Source organism: Tepidamorphus gemmatus (assembly GCF_004346195.1).
GTDB classification, from domain to species: domain Bacteria; phylum Pseudomonadota; class Alphaproteobacteria; order Rhizobiales; family Tepidamorphaceae; genus Tepidamorphus; species Tepidamorphus gemmatus.
Genome location: NZ_SMAK01000005.1, coordinates 271,549 through 294,240, shown reverse-complemented (window position 1 = coordinate 294,240; position 22,692 = coordinate 271,549). Strand labels below are relative to the sequence as shown.

At 66.0% G+C, this 22,692-nt stretch carries 22 protein-coding genes; 12 read left to right on the top strand and 10 right to left on the bottom strand.

Features of this window, described 5'->3' with window-relative positions; all coding sequences use genetic code 11:
* Positions 1–3: 3 nt before the first annotated feature.
* Complete coding sequence (locus tag EDC22_RS10615) at positions 4–1,284, bottom strand: class-III pyridoxal-phosphate-dependent aminotransferase (protein WP_132806608.1); 1,281 nt, start codon at positions 1,282–1,284, stop codon at positions 4–6.
* Between the two features lie 265 nt (positions 1,285–1,549).
* Here EDC22_RS10615 and EDC22_RS10610 point away from each other — a divergent pair, with 265 nt between their 5' ends.
* Positions 1,550–2,335, top strand: a complete 786-nt coding sequence (locus EDC22_RS10610) for a DeoR/GlpR family DNA-binding transcription regulator (RefSeq protein ID WP_245499718.1) — start codon at positions 1,550–1,552, stop codon at positions 2,333–2,335.
* A gap of 77 nt (positions 2,336–2,412) precedes the next feature.
* Positions 2,413–3,477, top strand: coding sequence for an AraC-like transcriptional regulator QhpR (qhpR, locus tag EDC22_RS10605; RefSeq protein WP_132806607.1), 1,065 nt, complete (start codon positions 2,413–2,415; stop codon positions 3,475–3,477).
* Between the two features lie 198 nt (positions 3,478–3,675).
* Here the strand turns inward: qhpR and fabG are convergent, their stop codons facing one another.
* The 9 genes from fabG to EDC22_RS10555 all read right to left on the bottom strand — a co-directional run bounded on the left by fabG (position 3,676) and on the right by EDC22_RS10555 (position 12,856).
* Complete coding sequence (fabG, locus tag EDC22_RS10595) at positions 3,676–4,446, bottom strand: 3-oxoacyl-ACP reductase FabG (RefSeq protein ID WP_132806606.1); 771 nt, start codon at positions 4,444–4,446, stop codon at positions 3,676–3,678.
* Between the two features lie 43 nt (positions 4,447–4,489).
* Positions 4,490–5,311 (bottom strand): ABC transporter permease, encoded by an 822-nt coding sequence (locus EDC22_RS10590; RefSeq protein WP_132806605.1) that lies wholly within the window; start codon positions 5,309–5,311, stop codon positions 4,490–4,492.
* A gap of 4 nt (positions 5,312–5,315) precedes the next feature.
* Positions 5,316–6,191: an ABC transporter permease gene (locus EDC22_RS10585; RefSeq protein WP_132806604.1), complete on the bottom strand. Its 876-nt coding sequence runs from the start codon at positions 6,189–6,191 to the stop codon at positions 5,316–5,318.
* 3 nt (positions 6,192–6,194) lie between these two features.
* A complete protein-coding gene (locus tag EDC22_RS10580) occupies positions 6,195–7,271 on the bottom strand; it encodes an ABC transporter ATP-binding protein (protein ID WP_132806603.1) in 1,077 nt (358 codons plus the stop codon).
* A gap of 37 nt (positions 7,272–7,308) precedes the next feature.
* Positions 7,309–8,460 carry an ABC transporter substrate-binding protein gene (locus EDC22_RS10575; RefSeq protein WP_132806602.1) on the bottom strand — a complete coding sequence of 384 codons (1,152 nt, stop codon included), beginning with the start codon at positions 8,458–8,460 and terminating at the stop codon, positions 7,309–7,311.
* 177 nt (positions 8,461–8,637) lie between these two features.
* Positions 8,638–9,333, bottom strand: a complete 696-nt coding sequence (locus EDC22_RS10570) for a cysteine hydrolase family protein (RefSeq protein ID WP_132806601.1) — start codon at positions 9,331–9,333, stop codon at positions 8,638–8,640.
* Positions 9,334–9,349: 16 nt separating this feature from the next.
* A complete protein-coding gene (locus tag EDC22_RS10565) occupies positions 9,350–9,772 on the bottom strand; it encodes a diol dehydratase small subunit (RefSeq protein WP_132806600.1) in 423 nt (140 codons plus the stop codon).
* Positions 9,769–12,048 (bottom strand): propanediol/glycerol family dehydratase large subunit, encoded by a 2,280-nt coding sequence (locus tag EDC22_RS10560; RefSeq protein WP_132806599.1) that lies wholly within the window; start codon positions 12,046–12,048, stop codon positions 9,769–9,771. Before EDC22_RS10560 ends, EDC22_RS10565 begins: the two co-directional genes overlap by 4 nt.
* A 46-nt stretch (positions 12,049–12,094) precedes the next feature.
* Positions 12,095–12,856, bottom strand: coding sequence for an SDR family NAD(P)-dependent oxidoreductase (locus EDC22_RS10555; protein ID WP_132806598.1), 762 nt, complete (start codon positions 12,854–12,856; stop codon positions 12,095–12,097).
* A 189-nt stretch (positions 12,857–13,045) separates the two neighbouring features.
* On the opposite strand from EDC22_RS10555, the gene EDC22_RS10550 reads away from it, so the two are divergent.
* The 10 genes from EDC22_RS10550 (at position 13,046) to dhaM (ending at position 22,686) form a co-directional block, all read left to right on the top strand.
* Positions 13,046–14,104 (top strand): sugar phosphate isomerase/epimerase family protein, encoded by a 1,059-nt coding sequence (locus tag EDC22_RS10550; protein WP_132806597.1) that lies wholly within the window; start codon positions 13,046–13,048, stop codon positions 14,102–14,104.
* Between the two features lie 251 nt (positions 14,105–14,355).
* Positions 14,356–15,528, top strand: a complete 1,173-nt coding sequence (locus tag EDC22_RS10545; protein ID WP_132806596.1) for a Gfo/Idh/MocA family protein — start codon at positions 14,356–14,358, stop codon at positions 15,526–15,528.
* A gap of 328 nt (positions 15,529–15,856) precedes the next feature.
* Entirely contained in the window at positions 15,857–17,188 is a 1,332-nt protein-coding gene (locus EDC22_RS10540; RefSeq protein WP_132806595.1) for an ABC transporter substrate-binding protein, read from the top strand.
* 83 nt (positions 17,189–17,271) lie between these two features.
* On the top strand, positions 17,272–18,237 hold the full coding sequence (locus EDC22_RS10535; RefSeq protein WP_132806594.1) for a carbohydrate ABC transporter permease: 966 nt from the start codon (positions 17,272–17,274) through the stop codon (positions 18,235–18,237).
* Positions 18,234–19,181, top strand: a complete 948-nt coding sequence (locus EDC22_RS10530) for a carbohydrate ABC transporter permease (protein ID WP_132806593.1) — start codon at positions 18,234–18,236, stop codon at positions 19,179–19,181. Before EDC22_RS10535 ends, EDC22_RS10530 begins: the two co-directional genes overlap by 4 nt.
* 103 nt (positions 19,182–19,284) lie before the next feature.
* Positions 19,285–19,515, top strand: coding sequence for a hypothetical protein (locus tag EDC22_RS18095; RefSeq protein ID WP_132806592.1), 231 nt, complete (start codon positions 19,285–19,287; stop codon positions 19,513–19,515).
* Positions 19,516–19,522: 7 nt separating this feature from the next.
* The gene (locus EDC22_RS10520; protein ID WP_132806591.1) at positions 19,523–20,620 is read left to right on the top strand and encodes an ABC transporter ATP-binding protein; all 1,098 of its coding nucleotides are present in this window, start codon (positions 19,523–19,525) and stop codon (positions 20,618–20,620) included.
* Positions 20,613–21,638, top strand: coding sequence for an ABC transporter ATP-binding protein (locus EDC22_RS10515; RefSeq protein ID WP_132806590.1), 1,026 nt, complete (start codon positions 20,613–20,615; stop codon positions 21,636–21,638). The genes EDC22_RS10520 and EDC22_RS10515 overlap by 8 nt, the downstream gene beginning before the upstream one ends.
* Positions 21,635–22,270: a dihydroxyacetone kinase subunit DhaL gene (gene dhaL, locus EDC22_RS10510; protein ID WP_425385528.1), complete on the top strand. Its 636-nt coding sequence runs from the start codon at positions 21,635–21,637 to the stop codon at positions 22,268–22,270. The genes EDC22_RS10515 and dhaL overlap by 4 nt, the downstream gene beginning before the upstream one ends.
* Positions 22,267–22,686, top strand: a complete 420-nt coding sequence (gene dhaM / locus EDC22_RS10505) for a dihydroxyacetone kinase phosphoryl donor subunit DhaM (RefSeq protein ID WP_132806589.1) — start codon at positions 22,267–22,269, stop codon at positions 22,684–22,686. Before dhaL ends, dhaM begins: the two co-directional genes overlap by 4 nt.
* Positions 22,687–22,692: the final 6 nt, after the last annotated feature.

Here is a 22,692-nt window from a genome sequence, read left to right as displayed (position 1 = left end):
TCCTCAGGCTGCCTTCCTGGCCGAATGCATCAGTTCGCGCGCTCGCGGCATCGCCGCGTCGAAGCGGTCGAGGATCTCCTGGCACATTTCCTGCGACAGCAGCACGCCGGGCTTGAACTGCAGAACGCGCTTGTCGAGCGAGGAAAAGATCGCCCAGATGCCGTGTTCGTAGAGCGCGCGGGAGACGAACACCGCACCTTCGGGATGGTCGAACTCAAGGCCGAGGACGACCCCCTTCTGGCGCACGCCGACGAAGATGTCGCCGTGCCGGCGCATCATCCGGGCCATGCCGTCGCGAAAGAATTCGGTGACCGCCTTGACGTTGGCGATGACCTCGGGCCGCTCCAGCATCTCGAGCACCTTGTGGGCAAGGATGCAGCCGAGCTCGGCGCCTCCGGACGTCGAGATGTGCGCGGCGCCGTCCTCGTTGAGCCAGCCGCCGGCCCGTTCATTCACCACCGCCGCCGAGATCGGATAGAGGCCACCACCAAGCCCCTTGGCCGTGACGAAGATGTCGGGCTGGATCCCGTAGGTCTGCCAACCCCAAAGCTCGCCGGTACGCCGGAGGCCTGTTTGCACCTCGTCGGCGATGTAGATCGTCCCATGCCGGGTGCACAGGTCGCGGCAGGCGGCCAGATAGCCGTCCTTCGGCATCGGGAAGCCGTATGTCGCAGGGATGGTTTCCATGATCAGCGCTGCAACGTCGTTGCCGGCCAGCGCCCGCGCCAGCGCATCGACGTCGTTGAACGGGACGCGGATGAACTCGTCGGGATTGTCGGCGAGGAAGATCTTGGAGAATCGGTCATCTCCTGTGGCAACCGACAGGCCAGAATGACCATGATACGCCTTGATGATCGAAACGATCTTGCGCCGCTTGGTGGCATAGCGGGCACTCTTCAGGGCGATCTCGACCGCCTCGGCGCCACCGGCCCCGAACACGGCGAAGCTGAGCCCCGGCGCGCCGGCGATCAGCTTCTCGGACAGGGCAGCGCGGGCGACGGATGGGAACCAGTGGTTGCCCATGTCGAAATAGTCGAGCGCGCTCTTCAGCGTCTCGACAAGCTCCGGATGGCGGTGGCCGAAATTGTAGGTTCCGCCGTTGAGGTGCAGGTCGATCAGGCGACGGCCGCTCATGTCATAGAGGCAGTAGCCCTCGCGTCGGTCGATCACCAGATCGACGCCGACGCCCTGCCAGAACCGGGTCTTGTCGGGGTTCCAGTAGCGGATCGACTTCTCGATCAGATCCTCCTTGGAGGCGAACCGGAACAGGCCGTAGTCGAACATGAGCAATCCTCGACCGAATGTCCAACAAGATTGACCGTATCACCACACAAATATGTTGTAAAGCGGGCGTCCGCTGTGTCTAGTTGAGCTGCAATGAGGCGGTGCGTGTGTCGAATGGCAATCCGTGCTGACCGGCTTGCCAAGTTTGTTGTCGCGGCAGATGATGACCGCACCATGACGGAGCCATAGCGGTGGCGGGCCGGGGCTTCGTGGAACGGATTCGTGCCGGACGGTGCGGATCGGGAAGGCTCGGGGAGGTGGCAGGGTGTCGAAGGCGGAGCGACATGACAGGATCGTCGCGGAGCTGCGGGCCGCGCCGGCGATGCGGGTCAGCGACCTTGCCGAACGCCTGGGGGTGTCGCGCGAGACGATCCGGCGCGATCTCGCCGAACTCGATCAGAAGGGGCTCATCAGCCGCACCTATGGCGGTGCGGTCAGCCCCATCACCTACGAGCCCGCGCTGGCCGAGCGCCAGGCGCTGATGGTCGAGGAACGGGAGCGCATCGCCGAGGCCGCGGTGGCGCTGGTCGGGCGCAACGATATCCTGATGATCGGCGGAGGGGCGACAACCCTGCATTTCGCCCGCAGGCTCGCCACCGAGCCGCTGCCGTTGACCGTCATCACCCATGCCTTCAGCATCGCGATGACGCTGTCGGCCAATCCGCTGATCAAGGTTCTGATGCTGCCGGGTCTGTATGATGGCCGGGAGGGGCTGATCCACGGCGCCGATACCCTCGACGCACTGAACCGGTTCCGGGCCAATCGCGCCTTCCTGGGCGCCTCCGGTTTGACCGAGGAGGGGCCGAACGATGCCGGGATCGCGCCGGCGGCCGTCTACGGGGCGATGATGCGGCGCGCGGCGGCGACCTGCGTGCTGGCCGACCACTCCAAGTTCGAGCGGCCGTCGCTCACGGTCTATGGACCCTGGAGCCGGCTGACGACGCTCGTCACCGATCAGACGCCGCGGGGGGCTCTGGCGGCGGCGCTGGCCAGGGCGGATGTGCAGGTGATCGTCGCCGGCAGCGGCGCGCCGGGTGTGTCGAGAGCTTGATCCGCGGGTCGCGCCTATGCAATGCTGAGATTTCAGGCACTGGAGCCAGATGCCCGTTTGTGAGGCGAAGGGAGTCGATGGGCCTCCGCGATGCCATCACAGCTGTCTCCCCGGTCCGCGCGGACAGCGCGCAGCCCCGCATCATCGCCGCGGCGGCGACGGGCATCGTCGAATTCATCGAGAGGTGCGGCGGCGATGTCGATCAGATCTTCGGCAATGCCGGGATTGCGCCGGAACTGGCCGGTGCGACGACGCTGAAGCTACGGCTCGCCGATTTCTGCACGCTGTTCGAGGAAGCCTCGCGGCGCACCCGCCACGACAATTTCGGTCTGTGGTTCGGCAACCAGTTCAAGCCGCGCGATCTCGGTCTGTGGGGCTATGCGGCGATCTCCGCACCGACCCTCGGCGCCGGCCTCGAGAACCTGGTGGGGCTGTTCAGGTATCACCAGGATTCCTCGACGATGCGTCTGATCGAGGGGCACGACGGACTGGTGCGGCTTGAGTACCAGATCGAGGCCCCCGGCATCCTGTCGCGACGCCAGGATGCGGAACTGTCGCTCGGCATGTTCCTCAACGTGGTGCGCGAGTGCTGCGGGCCGGGCTGGGCGCCGGAGGAGGTGCATTTCGAGCACCCCGAGCCGATCGATTCCGACGAGCACGAACGGGCCTTCGGTGCGCCGGTCTTCTTTGCCCAGCCGACCAATGCCCTCGTGTTCCGGCCCGACATCCTGTCGCGGCCGATGCCGGGCTGCGATCTCACGCTGATGACGATCATGCGTTCATGCCTGATCGAACTGTCGCAGGTCGGGGATCGTCCGCTCGATCTTCTCGATTCGGTGCGCAATGCCGTGCGCAGCCGGCTGCCGCGAGGCTATCCGACCATCGAGGCCATCGCCGCTGACCTGCGGGTGTCGACATCCTCGATCCAGCGGGCTCTGGCGGCGCAGGGCATCCAGTTCAAGGAACTTGTCGAGGCGACACGGCGGGATCTGGCGATGGCCTATCTTGGCCAGCGCCACCTGCCGCTGACCGAGATCGCGCTGCTGCTCGGCTATTCCGAACTTTCGGCGTTCTCCCGCGCGATGCGCCGCTGGACCGGCGTTTCGCCGCGCCGGGTCCGCGAACGGCTGCACGCCAGGTAGCGGGCGCCCTGCCGAATCGCCTGTCCTCCCTGATCCGGTCACAAGACCGGGATCGGGGCACGCCTCCGGTCCAGAATCCTGCTCTGCCGGTCGCGGAACGGCACCGCCGTCGGGGATGGCGCGGCAAGGATGCTGCTTGCCGGCGGGGGAGGAGGCCGGCCTTGCGACCGTCCGGGATGACGTCAAGGCGGGCAACCGTCAGGCCTGTTCGATCGCCTCCAGCGATTCGGGGAGGATCTGGCCGCCGTCGACGATGATGGTCTGACCGGTGATGTAGCCGGCCTCGCGCGAGGCGAGGAACAGCGCCGCATGGCCGATGTCCTCGACACGACCGAGCTTCTTGAGCGGGATCGAGGCGGCCATTGTCTTCAGGTAGTCCTCGCCGAGGCCCTCCAGCCCCTCGGTGATGATGTTGCCGGGGAGCACGGCATTGACCGTGATACCGTACTTGGCGAGCTCGATGCAGGCGGTGCGCATGAAGCCGAGCTGACCGGACTTGGAAGCGCCGTAGTGCGACCAGCCGGGGAATCCGGTCACCGGCCCGGTGATCGACGAGGTGAGGATGACGCGGCCCTCACCCGACTGCTTGAGCCAAGGCAGGCAGGCCTTCACGCTCAGGAAGTTGCCCTTCAGGTTGGTCGCCATCACCTGGTCCCACTCGGACGGGTCCATCTCCTCGAGCCTGGTCTGCGGATAGATGCCGGCATTGGCGCAGAGGATGTCGATGCCGCCGAAGGCATCGGCGGCGGCCTTCGCCATTGCTTGCGCACTGTCCCAGTCGGCGACGTCGGCCGAGAAGCCCTTGGCGCCGTTGCCGATCTCGGCGGCGACCTTGCCCGCTGCCGCGCCGTCGCGCGCCACCACCAGCACCTTGGCGCCCTGGTTGGCGAAGACCCTGGCGATCCCCCGACCGATGCCCTTGCTGGCACCGGTGACGATAACCGATTTCCCGGCGATGGATGTCAGCATGGGGTTCCTCCTTGATTGACTGTGGGTTGCGGGACGCGGCCGGTCAGGTGCGCAGGCGGCGGCGCCGTGCGGTGAGCGTCAGCCAGGACAGATAGGCCAGGATCAACAGCACCGCGGCGCCCGACATGGTCAGCGACCCGAGCGCAGGCACTTGCGGCGTGTAGCCGGACACCATCTTGGCATAGAGCCATTCGGGGACGGTCGAATCCGCGCCCGTGGTGAACAGCGACAGCGGGAAATTCCCCCACGACAGCAGAAAGGCGAAGATGGCGCCTGACACGATCCCCGGTGCCAGGATCGGCAGCGTCACCTCGCGCAGCACCTGCCAGCGGCTGGCGCCGAGATCGAAGGCAGCTTCCTCGAGCGATGGATCGAAGCTGTAGACCTGTATCGACATGATCAGCACGACGATCGGCACGATCCATACCATGTGAGCGAACACTGCCGTCTTCCAGGTCGGCGTGATGCCGAGCGCCGAGAACCACAGGAGCAGCGCCAGCCCCAGCACCGCCTGCGGGAAGAACACCGGCAGCAGCACGAGACGCTGGAACAGCTTGCGGCCGTGCCAGTCGTAGCGGGCGAAGGCGAGCGCGCTGAAGAAGGCCAGCACCACCGAGAAGACGGTGACCAGCGCCGCCACGGTCAGCGATGTCCACAACAGATCGCGGATTGACAGGGAGTCGAGGGTCCGCACGTACCATTCCGTCGTCCAGTCGCTCACGGGAAAACGGAAGTAGCGCTGCCTGGCGAACGACGCGAGGACGACGGCTGCCATCGGCAAATAAAGGAAGGCGAGAACGGCGACGGTCCACAGCACGATCAGGGTGCGGGTCAGTCGCTGCGACCGGGACAGTTCCTGGGCCATGGTCTCACCTGCGGCCGATGATGCGGTCGAGATCGATCCGCCGGAACAGGAACAGCACGATCAGGCCCGACAGGACGATCAACAGAACCGACAGGGCCGAGCCGCGGGGCCAGTTCTGTCCGAAGGTGAAGGCGTTCTCGATGTCGTCAACGATCATGATGATCGCCTTGCCGCCGAGGATCTTGGCCTCGGCCAGCGAGCCCAGCGCCAGCACGAAGGTGAGGATCCCGCCGATCAGTATGCCGGGCATCGCAAGCGGCAGCTCGACCTCGCGGAACACTTGCCAGCGGTTGGCGCCCAGATCGAAGGCTGCCTCCTTGAGGCTGTCGGGAACCATCGACAGGCCGATGACGAGCGGAAACAGCATAAACGGCAGGTAGACGTAGACGAGGCCGAGCAGGATCGCCGGCACGGTGTAGAGCATGCCGGACAGTTCGACTCCGAACAGGGCCTGCAACCCGCCGTCGATCACGCCCTGCTTGACGAGCACGAGCACCCAACCGAACAGGCGGATGTTCTCCGAGATCAGCAGCGGGACGGCGATCAGCGCGGTGATCAGGTTGGCCCAGCGGCCGAACAGCTTGGTCATGCCATAGGCGATCGGATAGCAGATCGCGAACAGCAGGATGACGGTGACGCAGGCCAGCCCGAACGACCAGAGGAAGGAGATGTAGTAGCTGTCGGCGATGATCGCCTTGTAGTTGGCCAGCGTCGGCGCCTGGAACAGCGAGAAGGAGCGCGGCGGCATGAAGGAATAGGCGAGCACCATCAGCAGCGGCCCGACGAAGCCGACGATGAAGAAGATCGTGACCGGCATCGCGCAGAGCATGCCGGCCTGGCGGTACCAGCTCACATGGTCGCCTGAGCGTTCTGCGGCCATCGTCTACTCGCTCAGAAGGATGCTGTCCTCGGGGCGCCAGCCGATCACGACCTCGTCATTGACCTTGCCCTCGTAGCGCTCGTCCTGGAGGCGCTCGACCAGCCAGTGCGTCTCCGCCGACCCGGCGCGGACCTGGTACTGGATGCGCGAGCCGAGCGCATAGTCGTTGAACAGCACGCCGGTGATGCGGTTGGGGAGCGCGATGGCACTCCTGCCGATCTTCATCACTTCCGGGCGGATCACGAGATGGCCCTTGCCGAACCCCTCCGGAATCGACGCGACCTTGTAGGCGGTGCCATCGACAACGTCGCGGACGCCGCCATTGCCGTCCGAGACGACCTCGACGATGTTGACCTCGCCCATGAACTGGGCGACGAAGCGGTTGATCGGCCGGTTGTAGATCTCGTGCGGCGTGCCGACCTGGACGATGCGGCCATCCTTCATGATGCCGATGCGGTCCGACATCACCATCGCCTCCTCCAGCGAATGGGTGATGTAGACGAAGGTCTTGCCGGTCTCGCGGTGAAGATCCTTCAGCTCCTTCTCGAGCGTCTTGCGCAACCGGAAGTCGAGCGCGGACAGGGGCTCGTCGAAGAACAGGATCTGCGGATCGAAGGCGAGCGCGCGGGCAAGCGCAATGCGCTGGCGCTCGCCGCCCGAGCACTGGTTGACGCCCTTGTCATAGTAGGAAAGCGGCAGTCGCAGGAGTTCGAGAAGCTGCTCCGCACGGCGCCGGCGGGTCGGCGCATCGACCCCGGCGATCTTGAGGGAGAATTCGATGTTCTCGCCGACGGACTTGTGCGGAAACAGCGCCAGCGACTGGAACACCATGCAGGTTGGCCGGCGGTTCGCCGGCACGTCGTTCATCACCCGACCCTGCAGACGGATCTCCCCGCTGGTCGGGCGTTCCATCCCGACCAGCATGCGGATCATCGTCGTCTTGCCGGACCCGGACGGCCCGACCAGCGTGAAGAACTCCCCTTCCCGGATCGACAGGGTCACATCGCGGACGGCAGTGAACGGACCGAACCGCTTGGTGACCCCGACCAGCTCCAGGAAGGGGGAGGAAGTCTCGCTCATGGACGCTCCGTCGCTGACCTCGCCGCCGCGCTGCCGATCAGCCCTCGCGGGCCCGCTTGGCCGCGGCGTAGAGGCTGTACATCTCCGCGTAGTCCGGATTGATGTCGTAGTCGACCGAGCGCTCCATCTCCTCCTCGAGCGTATCCCACTGGATCGCATCGAGTTCGTCCTCGTCGAACAACGCCATCACCTCGGGATTGCCCATCTGGGTGACGGGATTGTAGGTGCCCTCCGCGAAAGCCACCGCCTTCGAGACCTCGGGGCGGTTGATGTAGGACAGGAATTCCTCGGCAAGCGGCGAGACCTGCGGATTGTTGACCACCGAGGTCACCTCGATCCAGACGATGCCGCCCTTGCCATTGATCGGACCCGACTTCGGCGTGATGCCGCGCACATTGGTGGCGCCGTCGAAGCGCGCCGGCGAGGCCGTGTAGGTGCCGCCGGTGAAGTAGGCGTCTATCTCGCCGTTGATCAGGGCAAGGTTCATCTGCGCCAGATCATCGGTGAGCAGCTTCGCGCCATTGAAGATCTGCCGGGCCGTCTCGCCGACGGCGGCGATCTGTTCGGGCGTGTGCTTCACGAACGGATCGATGTCCGCCGTGATGCACATGTGGTAGATGTTCCAGTTGTCGTAGGTCAGGACGCCGTAGCGGTCCTTCATCGCGGGATCCAGGAACAGCTTGAAACCCTGGTCCTCGGCCATCTCGCGACTGATCTTGTCGGTGTTGACGACGAAAGAGAACGGCCCGAACCGCTGAACCATGCCGAGCAGTTCGGTGCCGCCATCGTCCATGGCCCAGTGATAGGGCGGATGGAACTGCGGCAGCATCTTCTCGAAATAGGGCTCGAAGCGGTCGCGCGGGATCGGCTTGATCAGCTTTTCGGGATAGAGAATCTCTCGCGCCCAGGGATTGTTGACGTTGAGCAGGTCCCAGACATTGTCCTCTCCGGCACGCAGCCGGTTGATCGCATCGGGATCGGAGATCAGGCCTTCAGCGCGGACGGTGGCATCGAATTCACGGCGGAAGGGATCGAGAACCTCGTCGGAGTTGTAGCCTTCCCAGCAGAAGATGTTCAGTTCCTTCTCGCGCGCGGCATGGGCCAGCCGCGGCAGTGAACCGGCTGCGGCCGCTGCGGCCCAGATCCCGGTCTGCTGGAGGAAGTTCCGTCTGGACAGCCTGTCGAACATGCTTCTTCTCCCTTGGTGAGCCCGTGTGACGTCCGCGACCGACCAGCCCGCACCATTCGACGTCCCCACCGCAGGCTGAAGGTCCCGGACCGCGTAACGCTCTCGGCGATCCCCGATCTTCGGCGATGCTCAGCCCGCACGCTTGACCGGAGGCGAGCCGGACTTGACAGCCCGCACCTAGTCGATCCCCATGATCGCCTTGAGTTCGGCCGAGGACATCACATGGCAGTAGATCATGTTGATGATCTCGAGCTCCTTGTGGTGCAGTTCGTCGGACCCGGCGGCACAGCAGTCCTCGACGACGATCACGTTGAAGCTCTCGTCGGCGAGGCTGCGCACCGTCGAGGAGACGCACTGGTCCGTGAATATGCCACAGCAGACCACATTCCGGATGCCCATGTTGTTGAGCATCAGGCGCAAATTGGTGCCGGTCAGCGCCGAATCGGTGGTCTTTATCACGCAGATTTCGTCACCGGTGGGCTGAAGCGGATCGACGAGCTGTGACGGCCAGTCATCCTTGGGCAGGAGCAGGTTGTTCCAGCCCGGCATCTTCTGGCTGAGCGAGCGTTCACGACCGTCGCGGGTGTGGGTGGCGATGCGGGCGAAGACGCATTCGATGCCGTGCTTCCGGAACCGCTCCAGAAGGTCGCGGGTCCGCGGCACGACCATGTCGCGCATCCGCTCATGAAACGGGGTCCAGGCGTCGTAACGCGCCCGCTCCGCGTCGGACAGTCCGGCAGGATCGGGCCGGTCGAGATAGGTGTTCTGGATGTCGATGACGAGCAGCGCCGTTTCCGCGAAGGCAAGCTGCGGATCCTCCGGCTCAGGCGCGTCCTGGTAGTAGATCGAACGGTAGGCGGTCTTCCAGCTCATGTCCTGCGTCCGTGGGCTAGTAGCGCGCGGCGAACAGGCCGCGGCGCTCGTAAACGTCCGCGGCTTCCTCGACGAAAGCGGCGATCAGGGGGGCGGCATGGTCGCGGCGCAGCATCGCCGCCGCCGCCTCCAGCTCGGCTCTCGAGCGGGCCCGCCCGGGGCGCAGCAGCTCGTAGATGCGCATCACCACCTCCTGGGGGATGTCGGCGAGTTCGGCGGCGCGCTCGAAGTTGGCGGCCAGCGTCGGGCGGCCGGCGGCTCGGGCGATCTCGGCCTGCTGGCGCAGCGCCTGCGGGGTGATGCGCAGATCCTCCATCGTCACCTCGCCGGACAGCACCGCCTCGATGGTCAGCGCATCGAGCGGTTTGCCGCGCCTGCCGGTCACGATCTCCGGTCGGCGCTCGGCCAGGGGATAGTCGTCCGTCCCGAGCTTGGTCATTCGGCGGTCCCCAGAAAATCCAGCACGATTTCCTCAGGCGTCGCGCCGTCGGTAGTGAGCGAGGTCTCAATGGCGTAGATCAGCGCGACGCGGCCGTGGTAACGGGCGCCGAGAGCCTCACCGCGCTGTGGTACCACCACCGGCTCCGGGGACTCGCCCCGCGCATAGGCGGCTGCATTCTCGCCCAAACCGCGATAATGGGCGAGCGTGGTGATGGGCGCGTTGGAGAACAGCTCGAGATTGTTGTGCGGAAGCCGGTCGCGCTTGTGGATGACCGCCGTACCCTTGGCCTGCAGACCTATGCCGATGCCGGAGCCGGCGAGGCGGGCGGCGCTGAGGCCGAGAAACGAGGTGTCGGCGGTGTGGCGCAGTCGGACGATACGGGCCGTCCCTCCCCCGGACTCGATGCCGGCGATGATCTCGGCGAGCACGCGGGCGAGAGAGTGGCCGGCCAGCGTCCGGAACAGCCGCGTCCCGAAGGCCGGGCTGATGCCGACGACGATCTCGCGCGGATCGCTGCCGGCGGATGCCGGTCCCATCGTGCGGTAGCGGATCACCGCAGCCTCTGCAGCCTCGAAGGCGGCCTCGGCGCGCAGCACCTCGCGGCGGTCGAGCTGGCCGCGAATTGCAGCGATCTCGCGGCGGCGCTCGGCAGTGAGCCGGTAACCGGACCCGGGTCCTTCGTAGCGGTTGGGATCGTTGATTGCCGAGATGACGCGGCCGCCACGCACCAGCGCCCCGGTCTGAAGATAGTCGCCGGATACTCTGAGCTTGACGATGAACAGCAGGTTTGCGGCTTCCTCGATAAACCCCCGGACGTGCAGCGCGCGGATCACGTCGAGGACGGTGATGTGACGCTCGCGGATCGCCTCGCTGATCACGGCAACCTGGCCGGGCGAGTAGCTGCGGGTCTCGTCGGAGCCGGATGCGTAGACCACCGACCGCTTCATCGCCGGGTCGGGATCGCCGAGCCCGAGTTCGGCGATCACCGCCGAGATCGCGTCGACCGCGCGGGTGCGCAGGTCGAGGATGCGGTCTTCGCCCTGCGGGGTGAGGCCGCCGTCGGCCTCGAAATCGCGCTGCAGGACGAGATAGTCCTCCATCTCCTCGCCGTTGAATGAGGATGGGTTGAAGGAATTGTCGTATTTCAGGATCGAGCCGAAACCCGAACAGATCAGATCGGAGCCGGCGATCAGGAAGGGCAGGATCTTGGCGCCAACCCTTATCTCGGACTCGGACGAGCGTGCGTCATTGCCGGAGGCGCATTCGAGGTCGAGCCAGACCGCGATGAGGTTCTCCGCCATCAGCTCGCGCACACCGCCGGGGATCGCGGCGGCGAGCGGTGCACCGTCGATGCCGCCGTTCTGGGTGCCCTGCACGCCCATTGCCCGCTGCATGCACAGGCAGCGCGCCTCGAGATAGAGCAGCGATTTCCGCTCGTGAAAGCCCATCAGCAATTCCGCTGCCGCGCCGGAGGTGCAGCGCATCTTGATGCCGCGCGAGGCATAGGCGGCGGCCAGGAACGCCTTCGACCACGGCGTGTCGTCGCCGTCGATGAAGGATTTCTCGGTGCCGTAGACCGAGACCGTCTCGGCATAGGAGGTGAAGCCGGCCATGCCAATCCTGAGCTCCTCTGCCTCCTCGCTCGAGCATTGGAACAAGACCCCCGGCCGCCCGACGGCCGCCCCGACGCAGCAGGCGAGCGCATTCGACCAGGCATTGCGGGAGACACGCATCGTGGTCTCGATCTCGTCGAAGCCGAAGGCGACCGCGGTCGCCGCATCGGCGGCGAGCTGCAGCGGATCATCCTTGGCGTTGGTGACGTGGGCCTGATTGCCGGGCGTCGCCCGGGCCCGCATCTTGCCGTAGGCGAACGCGATCTCGAGCGCGTTCAGATGCGCCACCACCTCGGCAAGCTTGGCAGGCGTCATGCCGTGCGCGAGCCGGACCAGCTCCTCGCGCGGCGTCGTCAGATCGACCAGCCGGCGGGCGATCTCGAGCGAATCCGTCCCCATCGCCTCCTCCACAATCGCCGGGTCGAGGTGGTAGCGGGCGATGAACAGGTCGATCATGTCGAATTCGGCCTCGTCGCGACCGTCCATCGCGACGATGCGGCCGTTGCGGACCAGCGCCGACGGCGCCGGATCGTGCGGGCCGGACATCGCACAGAAGCCGTTGTCGGGATCTTCGAGCGCGAAATTGTCGAGCCTTAGCGGGCGCCTGTCCCAGTCGTCGAAGCGGCGCCAGCGGTTCGCACTCGGCGGTTCCTCGTTCATCGCACGTCTCCGGTCGCCGCCGATCGCCATGCTGTTCGGCATGGCCTCAGGCGATGCATTCGCCGCCATCCAGCACCAGCGCATGGCCGGTCATGAAGGAGGAGCGGTCGGACGCAAGGAACAGGATTGCCTCGGCGACCTCCTCTGCCCGTGCCCAGCGGCCGAGCGGGATCTTCTCACGGACATAGGCCTCGATCGCGGCGCGGCCGCCCATCTGGCGGATGAATGGCTCGTTGAACGGGGTATCGACCCAGCCGGGGCAGAGCGCGTTCACCCGGACGTTGTAACGCCCGTAGTCGATGGCGATCTGCCGCACCATGGCGATCACCGCGTGCTTGCTGGTGGTGTAGGCGATCATTTCCTTGTCGTAGAACACGCCGGAATTCGACGAGGTGACGATGATCGAGCCGCGGCCCCGAGCGCGCATGTGTGGCATCACCAGTCGCGCCAGCATGAAGTGGGAGCGCACGTTCATTGCCCAAGAGGCATCCATGCCGGCCGGATCGACCTGTTCGAGCGTACCCTCGACCTGGATGCCGGCGTGGCTATGCAGGATGTCGATGCGCCCGCGCGCGGCGAGCGCCGTTTCGACCAGTCGCCGCAGCTGGGCATCGTCGGCGACGTCGGTCTCGACCGCCTCGGCGCTGCCGCCGGCCTCGACGATCAGGCGGACGGTCTCCTCGGCGCGCGCAGCCGAGATGTCGGCCGCGATCACATGGGCACCCTCGCGCGCCATCGCGATCGCCCCGGCGCGGCCGATCCCCGAGCCTGCGCCGGTGACGATCGCCACGCGTCCGGCGAGGATCATCGACCGTGCTCCGGGCGTCCGGTCACTCCCGGACGTCTGGCCGATTGCGAACGTCGAGTCATGCCGCTCCCCCTCCCTTCGAAGACCGCCGGCGACTATAAGCGCATCGCGGCGCGGCGCGGAATATCGGGGATGACATTGCCTGCGGCTTGCGGTCTTCTCGACGCGTGAACCGTCAGGGAGACGTGCATGGCGAAGACCATGAAGGGGCCGGGGATTTTCCTCGCCCAGTTCGCCGGCGACAAGCCGCCGTTCAACTCGCTCGCCGCGATCACCCGCTGGGCGGCGGAACTCGGCTATGAGGGCGTGCAGATCCCGACATGGGACGCGCGGCTGTTCGATCTGACCAAGGCGGCGGAATCGCATGCCTATTGCGACGAGGTCACCGGCATCTGCGCCGAGGCGGGCGTGCGCATCACCGAACTGTCGACCCATCTGCAGGGCCAGCTCGTCGCGGTCCACCCGGCCTACGACGAGGTGTTCGACGGCTTCGCCGCCCCGCATGTGCGGGGCAATCCGCAGGCGCGCACGCAGTGGGCGATCGAGCAGCTGCTGATGGCCGCCAAAGCCTCCCGCAATCTCGGGCTCGATACCCATGTCACGTTTTCGGGCGCGCTGCTGTGGCCCTATGTCTATCCGTGGCCGCAGCGGCCGGCGGGGCTCGTCGAGACGGGATTTGCCGAGCTCGCCCGGCGCTGGCGGCCGATCCTCGATGCCTTCGACGCGCAGGGCGTCGACATCTGCTACGAGATCCACCCGGGCGAGGACCTCTTCGACGGGGCGAGCTTCGAGATGTTCCTCGAGGCCGTCGACAATCATCCGCGCTGCCGCATCAACTACGACCCGTCGCATCTCCTGCTGATGCAGCTCGACTACCTCGCCTTCATCGACATCTATCACGATCGGATCGGGGCGTTTCACGTCAAGGACGCCGAGTTCAACCCGGACGGCCGGCAGGGCGTCCATTCGGGCTATCAGCCCTGGATCAGGCGCGCCGGCCGGTTCCGTTCGCCCGGCGATGGTCAGATCGACTTCAGCGGCATCTTCTCCCGACTTGCCGCCCACGACTACGACTCCTGGGCTGTGCTGGAATGGGAATGCTGCCTGAAGGCGCCCGAGGATGGGGCGGCGGAGGGCGCGCCGTTCATCCGCGACCACATCATCCGGGTGACGGACAAGGCGTTCGACGATTTCGCCGGGTCGGGGGCGGACGAAGCCGCCAACCGGCGGATGCTGGGGATCGGGTAGGATGGAGTAGCGTCGATGCAGATAAGGGCCATCACCAATGGTGTTGAAAGAGCCGCCTACAAGCTGTCGGGCAAGGTGTACAAATGTTTTCCACCGTCATCCAATAGAGCCTCTACCGCACGAGAGTTCGATTCCATCGAAGACGCGGCAGCGTTCCTCTGCAGGAATAGAGGGTGGGGGATACGAATGAATCCTGGGTCCGCGATCATATACGACAATATCGTGATACACCTTGACGACTTAATGTTTGCATGACGGACATGGGTCAGCCCATTGACTACAATACAGCCCCCATCCGCCTCGGCATGGTCGGCGGCGGGGAAGGGGCGTTCATCGGGACGGTGCACCGATACGCGGCCCGTCTCGACGGGGAGTACCGGCTGATCGCCGGCGCGCTGTCGTCGGATCCGGAACGGGCGAAGGCGTCGGGTGCCGCCCTCGGTCTCGATCCGGCCCGCACCTATGCCGACTTCCGGGTGATGGCCAGGCGGGAGCGGCGGCTGAAGGACGGCATCGAGGCGGTGACGATCGTCACGCCGAACCACATGCACTTTCCCGTCGCCAAGGCGTTTCTGAAGGCCGGCATCCACGTCATCTGCGACAAGCCGATGGTCGCCTCGTCGCGCGAGGCGCGGGCGCTCCGCAAGCTGGTGGAAGTCTCCGGCGCGCTGTTTGCTTGCACATACAATTATTCCGGATATCCGATGGTGCGCCAGGCCCGCGAGATGGTGGCCGCCGGCGAGATCGGCGCGATACGGGTGGTGCAGGTCGAATACCTGCAGGACTGGCTGACCGAACCGATCGAGGCGTCGGGCCAGAAGCAGGCCGAATGGCGCATGGATCCCGCTCGGTCGGGCGGCGCGGGCGCGATCGGCGACATCGGTACCCATGCCTTCCAGCTTGCCACATTCGTCACCGGGCTCGAACCGGTCGAGCTGTCGGCCGACCTTGCCGCCTTTGTCGAGGGCCGCCGGGTCGACGACAATGCCCAGGTGATGCTGCGCTTCGCAGGCGGTGCGCGGGGCATGCTGTGGGCGAGCCAGGTTGCGCCGGGCAACGAGAACGGACTGAAGCTCAGGGTGTACGGCGCACGCGGCGGCCTCGAATGGTCGCAGGAGGACCCGAACCGGCTGTGGGTCACGCGCTACGGCGAGCCGAAGCGGCTCATCAGCCGCGGCGGCGCCGGGGCGGGCGCGGCGGCGCAGCGCATCACGCGGATTCCGGCTGGCCATCCCGAGGGCTTCCTAGAGGCCTTCGCCAACATCTACGCCGAGGTCGCCCGGGCGATCCGCGCCCGCCGCGCCGGCAAGGCGGTCGATCCGGCGGTGCTCTTTCCAGGCATCGAGGACGGCGCACGCGGCGTTGCCTTCATCGAGGCCTGCCTCAGGTCGAGCCGCGCCAAGGGCCGGTGGGTACCGATCTGACGGAGGCCAACCGCTCCGCCACCGGGAACCGGTCGCCAGCCGGCGGACAGGCAGCCTGCTCGGTCAGGCAGCGGATTTCACTGAACATCGCATCTGGCATCCGGCGCGCGCTGTTCCGCGGCGCAGCAGGCCCTGCCGTGTCTGTACTGCGGTGCAGCACAAGTTTCTGTTGCGAAGTTTAGTGTCTTCGTTCTACTAAACATGAAAACTAAACACGCCGGATCGCGCCGGCGACAGGACACGATCCGCGGCAGGCGGCTCGTGACGCGCTGCGGACGCCGGCTCGCCCGGGCCGCCCGGCGCGGGACTCGCAAGGGAGGACTCGCAGATGACGTACCTTCGCAGACACGCCCTCGGCGCCGCGGCCCTCGCGGTCATCGCCGGCGGCGCACTCGTACCCGGCAGGGCCGATGCCGAGGAGCTGACGCTGTGCTGGGCGGCCTGGGATCCCGCCAACGCACTCGTGGAACTCTCCAAGGACTTCACCGCGCAGACCGGTATCGGCATGAAGTTCGAATTCGTGCCGTGGCCCAACTTCGCTGACCGGATGCTCAACGAGCTGAATTCCGGCGGCAAGCTGTGCGACCTGATGATCGGCGACAGCCAGTGGATCGGCGGCGGTGCCGAGAACGGCCACTACGTCAAGCTGAACGACTTCTTCGAGAAGGCCGGCATCTCGATGGACGATTTCGCGCCGGCGACCGTCTACGCCTATTCGACCTGGCCGAAGGGCGAGCCAAACTATTACGCGCTGCCGGCGATGGGCGACGCCAATGGCTGGTTCTACCGCAAGGACTGGTTCTCCAGGCCCGAGCTGCAGGCCGAGTTCAAGGCGAAGCACGGCCGCGACCTCGCGCCGCCGAAGACCTGGACGGAACTCAAGGAAGTCGCGGAGTTCTTCCAGGGTCGCGAGATCGACGGCAAGACGGTCTATGGGGTGTCGATCTTCACCGAGCGCGGCTCGGAAGGCATTACCATGGGCGCCACCAGCGCACTCTATCCGTTCGGCTTCAAGTACGAGAAGACGCCGGGCAAGTACGACATGGAGGGGGCGGTCAACTCGCCCGAGGCGGTGGCGGGGCTGGAGTTCTACAAGGAGCTCTACAAGTGCTGCACACCGCCAGGCTATACCGACTCCTACATGCAGGAGAGCCTGGATGCCTTCAAGTCGGGCCAGGTGGCGATGGCGATGAACTGGTTCGCCTTCTTCCCCGGACTGTACAAGGATCCGGTGGTTGGCGGTGACAAGATCGGGTTCTTCGTCAATCCCGGCCAGCTCGTCGAGGCCTCGACGCTGGGCGGTCAGGGCATTTCGGTCGTGTCCTATTCCTCCAAGCAGGATAAGGCGCTCGAATACATCAAATGGTTCGCCCAGCCGGACGTGCAGAAGAAGTGGTGGTCGCTCGGCGGCTATTCCTGCCACCTGGCAGTACTGAATGATCCGTCCTTCCCGGACAGCCAGCCGTTTGCCTCGGATTTCCTGCTGGCAATGGATAACGTGATGGACTTCTGGCAGGAGCCGGCCTACGCCGAGCTGCTGCTGGCCATGCAGAAGCGGCTGCATGACTATGTGGTCGCGGATGTCGGCACCGCAAAGGAGGCGCTCGATGCGCTGATCCGCGACTGGACCGAGGTGTTCGAGGACGAAGGCAAGCTCTGACCCTCCCCGCCTGCCGGCCCCGGCCGCGCTGGTCGGGGTCGGGCTTTCCAGGGCTCGAGGACCATCAGCAGCAGGTAGCCACCATGGCAGAGACGACGTCAGCACTCGACCGGATTGCGGCCCGCGCGGCGCGGGCGACGCCGGTTCCGGTCGCCCGTCGGCTGCGCGGCCTGTCCGACCGCGGCATCGCCTGGCTGTTCATCACACCGACGATCCTGTTGCTGCTGGCGATCAACATCTTCCCGTTGATCTGGACGATCTGGCTGTCCTTCACGAACTATCGCGCCAACCGGCCGACGCTTGAAACCGAGTTCATCGGTCTGCAGAACTATCAGCGGGTGCTGTCGAACCCCGACGTCTGGCATACGCTGCAGGTGACTGCCCGCTTCCTGTGCTGGACGATGGCGATCCAGACGGTGCTCGGCTTCGCGCTCGCCTGGCTGATCAACAGGCAGTTCCGGGGCCACGGCTTCTGGACCACCGTGATCCTCCTGCCGATGATGCTGTCGCCGGCAGTTGTCGGCAATTTCTGGACCTTCCTCTATCAGCCACAGATCGGCCTGTTCAATTACGTGGTGTCATTCTTCACCGGCATCCCGCCCTCCTCCTTCCAGATGATCGGCGACGTCAACCTTGCCCCCTGGGCCATCGTGATCGTCGACACCTGGATGTGGACCCCCTACATCATGCTGATCTGCCTCGCCGGCCTGAGGTCGATCCCCGACTATCTCTACGAGGCCGCCGAGGTCGACCGCGCCAGTCCCTGGCGGCAGTTCTGGTCGATCACCGTACCGATGGTGCTGCCGTTCCTGATGCTGGCGGTGCTGTTCCGGGCCATCGAGAACTTCAAGATGTTCGATCTGGTGGTCGAACTCACGTCGGGCGGCCCTGGCTCGGTGACCGAACTCGCCTCGATCAACCTGAAGCGCGAGGCCTTCGAGAAGTGGCGGACCGGCTATTCCTCGGCCTTCGCCATCATCCTGTTCGTCACGGTGTTCGGCGCTGCCAACATCTACGTCAAGGCCCTCAACGCGGTGAAGAACCGATGAGTAGCGCCGCCCATTCCGTCGTCGAGCCCTCGCGCTGGGTGCGGATCCTTGCCGGCACGGTGGTCGTCATCTACGCGATCATCACCATCGTGCCGATGCTGTGGATCTTCATGACCGGCTTCAAGACGCCGCCGGACTCGATCTCCTATCCGCCGAAGCTGCTGTTCGAACCCTCGCTCGAGGGCTATGTCAACCTGTTCACGACGCGCACGCGTCAGACGCCGGAGTACATGCAGCAGCTACCGCCGCCGCAGACGTGGTGGGATGAACTGGTGCGGTCGCGGCAGATGGTCATCGCCGGGCCGTCGAAGTTCGGCGAGCGGTTCATGAACTCGGTGATCATCGGGTTCGGCTCGACCTTCCTCTCTGTCTTTCTCGGCACGCTCGCCGCCTACGCCTTCTCGCGCTTCAGGGTGCCGCTGAAGGACGACCTCATGTTCTTCATCCTCTCGACCCGGATGATGCCGCCGATCGCCGTCGCCATCCCGATCTTCCTGATGTATCGGGCGGTCGGACTGTCCGACACGCATCTCGGCATGATCCTGCTCTACACGGCGGTCAACGTGTCGCTCGCCGTCTGGCTGCTGAAGGGATTCATTGACGAGATCCCGCGCGAGTACGAGGAGGCCGCGCTGATCGACGGCTACACGCGGCTGCAGGCCTTCGTGAAGGTGGTGCTTCCGCAGGCCGCGACCGGCATCGCCGCGACGGCGATCTTCTGCCTGATCTTCGCCTGGAACGAATATGCCTTCGCGCTGCTGCTGACCTCAGGTACGGCCCAGACCGCGCCGCCCTTCATCCCGACCATCATCGGCGAGGGCGGCCTCGACTGGCCGGCGGTGGCGGCGGGGGCGACGCTGTTCCTGATCCCGATCGTCGTGTTCACCATCCTGCTCAGGAAACATCTCCTGCGCGGCATCACCTTCGGGGCAGTCAGGAAATGAGCCCGTTCGCCATGAAACCAGCGGTCGCCAATCCCCTCCCGTCATTCTGGCTCTGCGCTGACGCTGCGACCGGTATGATGCGCTTGAACCGGAGGAACGGCGGATGAGTGCGATCGGCCCTCAGACACGTCCTGCGCCGCCTGCGAAGGAGAGTCTTCTGAGGCGCTTCCGACGGTTCCGCCGTGGGCCGTGGGAGACCTTGGCGACGCTGATCATCTTCGTCGGCGTAGTGATGCTGATGCAGCCATTCGCCATCGTCCTTTATACCTATTCCTTCGTGACGATCCTGACAGGCACGGTGCTGTTCGTGATCGTCAGCCACTTTCCGGACTGAACGCGCCATGGCCGAGATCCGCCTCGAGAACCTGCGCAAGGCGTTCGGTGAGTTCGTCGCCGTCCGGGACTCGACGCTCACCATTGCCGACGGCGAGTTCTTCGTCATGCTCGGTCCGTCGGGCTGCGGCAAGACCACGACGCTCCGGATGATCGCCGGGCTCGAACTGCCGACCGCGGGGCGCATCCTGCTCGGCGGCGAGGACGTCACCTTCCTCAGGGCCAGCCAGCGCGACATCGCCTTCGTGTTCCAGCTGTTTGCGCTCTACCCGCACATGAATGTGCGCAGGAACATCGGTTTCCCGCTGTCCTGCCAGGGGGTGCCGAGGGCCGAGGTGCGGGCGCGCGTCGAGGAGACGGCGCGGCTGCTGCGGATCGATCATCTGCTCGACCGGCCGGTCTCGGGGCTTGCCGGTGGCGACCGGCAGCGCGTCGCGCTGGGGCGCGCCATCGTGCGCCGGCCGAAGGCGTTCCTGATGGACGAACCGCTCGGCACGCTGGACGCCGAGTTTCGCGAGCTGATGTACCATGAACTGCGCCAGCTTCACAACCGGACCGGGGCAACGACGGTCTATGTCACGCACGATCAGCTCGAGGCGATGGCGATGGCCGACAGGATCGCGGTGATGAACCACGGAGTAATTGAGCAGTACGGTACGCCGCAGGAGATCTACGACCGGCCGTCGAGCATGTATGTCGCCGACTTCATAGGCTCGCCGCCGATGAACTTTCTCACCTTCCGCAGCAGTCTCGCGCGGGGCAGCCGCGAGGTGCGGATCAATGGCGCGGCCATCGCGGTGCCAGCCGTCCACGAAGACCTGGCCGATGCCGACCTGGTGCTCGGTGTTCGGCCGGAGCATATCCGCCTCGATGACGCCTCGCCGCTGCGTGGCCGGGTGATCGACAGCGACTACATGGGAACCACCCAGATCGTCACCGTGGCGACCGAGCACGGCGAGGTGAAGGCGCGGATCGCTGCCGACCGGCGGGCGGAGGCCGGCGAGACGGTCGGACTCGCCTTTTCGACCCGGCGGCTGTCGCTGTTCGTGGCGGCGTCCGGCCGTGCGATCCGTACCGATCTGACCGAAGGCGCGGGTCATGGCTGAGGTTCGCCTCGAGGATGTCTCGAAGCGCTTCGGCGCGACGACCGCCGTCGAGGGCCTGAGCCTGACGGTGGCCGACGGAGAATTCGTCGTCCTGCTCGGACCAACCGGAGCCGGGAAGACGACGACGCTCCGCCTCGTCGCGGGCCTCGAGCAGGCGGATCAGGGACGCATCCTGATCGGCGGCGAGGATGTGACCCGGGCCGACCCGGCCTCGCGCGACGTCACCTTCGTCTTCCAGCAGTATTCGCTCTACCCGCACATGACCGTCTACGACAACCTCGCCTTCCCGCTGCGCTCGCCGGCGCGGCGGCAGAGCGAGGCGGCGATCCGGGCCCGTGTCGAGGCGGTGGCGTCGATGCTGCGGATCTCCTCGAAGCTCGGCAACAAGGCGACCCGGCTGTCCGGCGGCGAGATGCAGCGTGTCGCGATAGGTCGGGCATTGGTGCGCGAGCCGCGCGTCTACCTGATGGACGAGCCGTTGTCCTCGCTCGATGCCAAGCTGCGCTCGGAAATGCGCCTGGAGCTCAAGCGCATCAAGAAGGAACTCGGCGCGACGATCCTCTATGTCACGCACGACCAGGTCGAGGCGATGACGATGGCCGACCGGATTGGCGTGATGCGCGAGGGGCGGCTGATCCAGATCGGCAGTCCGCACGCCATCTACACCGATCCCGACGACATCTATGTCGCGACCCGGCTCGGGCAGCCGTCCATAAACCTGGTTCCCGCGGGCCTGATCCCGGACGCCGGCGCGCCGGCCGGCGCGGTCACGCTCGGGCTACGCACCGAGCATCTGCGGATCACCGCGAAGCCGAACGGCGGGGCGTGCGGCACGGTTGCCTGGATCGAGCATCTGGGCGACCAGAATCATCTGCACGTCGAGATCGGAGGGCGGCGCCTGACAGTTCTCGCCGATCCCGACACTGATCTGGCGGTCGGCGACACGGTGGGGGTGGAGGCTGTGGGCGCGTTGTATTTCGGCGCGGACGGCAGCCGGATCAGGGGAGCACGCGGATGACGGACCTACCGGGCCATATGGCCGTCGCTCTCGGGGCCGACGACATCGAGACATTGTTCGGGGCCATGGCGCGCACGATCATCGCCCATGCCGAGGAACTGACAGCGCTCGACCAGGCGATCGGTGACGGCGATCACGGTGTCAACATGAAGCGCGGCTTCGAGGCGGTAACGGCGAACCTGCCGGCCATCGCCGCGAAGCCGCTGCCGGAGGCGCTGAAGGCGGCGGGGATGGAGCTGGTGATGAAGGTCGGCGGTGCTTCCGGGCCGCTCTACGGCACGCTGCTGATGACACTGGGCAAGACCCTTCCGGCGGCGCCCGGACGCGGCGACGTCGCCGCGGCGCTGGCGGCGGCGATCGACGCGGTGAAGGCCCGCGGCAAGTCGGAGACCGGCCAGAAGACGATGCTCGACGTGCTGGCACCCGTGCAGGCCGCAGTGGCCCGCGGCGAGGATCTGGCAACGATCCGCGCGATCGCCGCCGAGGCGGCCGCGGCGACGGTGCCGATGCGCGCCACCCGGGGGCGGGCGTCGTTCCTCGGCGAGCGGTCGGTCGGCCACATGGACCCCGGCGCCCGGTCGAGCCAGCTTCTGGTCGAGGCTGTGTGTGACGCAATCGGAGATTTCGCATGAGCCTTGCCAAGACCAGCGCCGGGACACCCGCCCGCGTCGGCATCGTGATCGTGTCGCATTCGCCCGACGTGGCGCGGGGCACCGCCGACATGGTGCGCCAGATGGTCGGGACCGAGGTGCCGCTTGCCTGGTGCGGCGGCAATCCGGACGGGGGACTTGGCACCAGCGTGGAGAAGATCATCGCCGCGATTGACGCGGCCTGGTCGGAGGCTGGCGTGGCAATCCTCGTGGATCTCGGCGGCGCCGAGACCAACAGCGAGATGGCGATCGAACTGCTGCCCGAAGAGCGGCAGGAAAGGACCGTTCTGGTCAATGCCCCGCTCGTCGAGGGAGCGATCATGGCGGCGACCGAAGCCTGGGGAGGAGGCAGTCTTGACGATGTCCGTCGGACGGCCGAGGAACTGGCCCCCCGGTAACAAGCC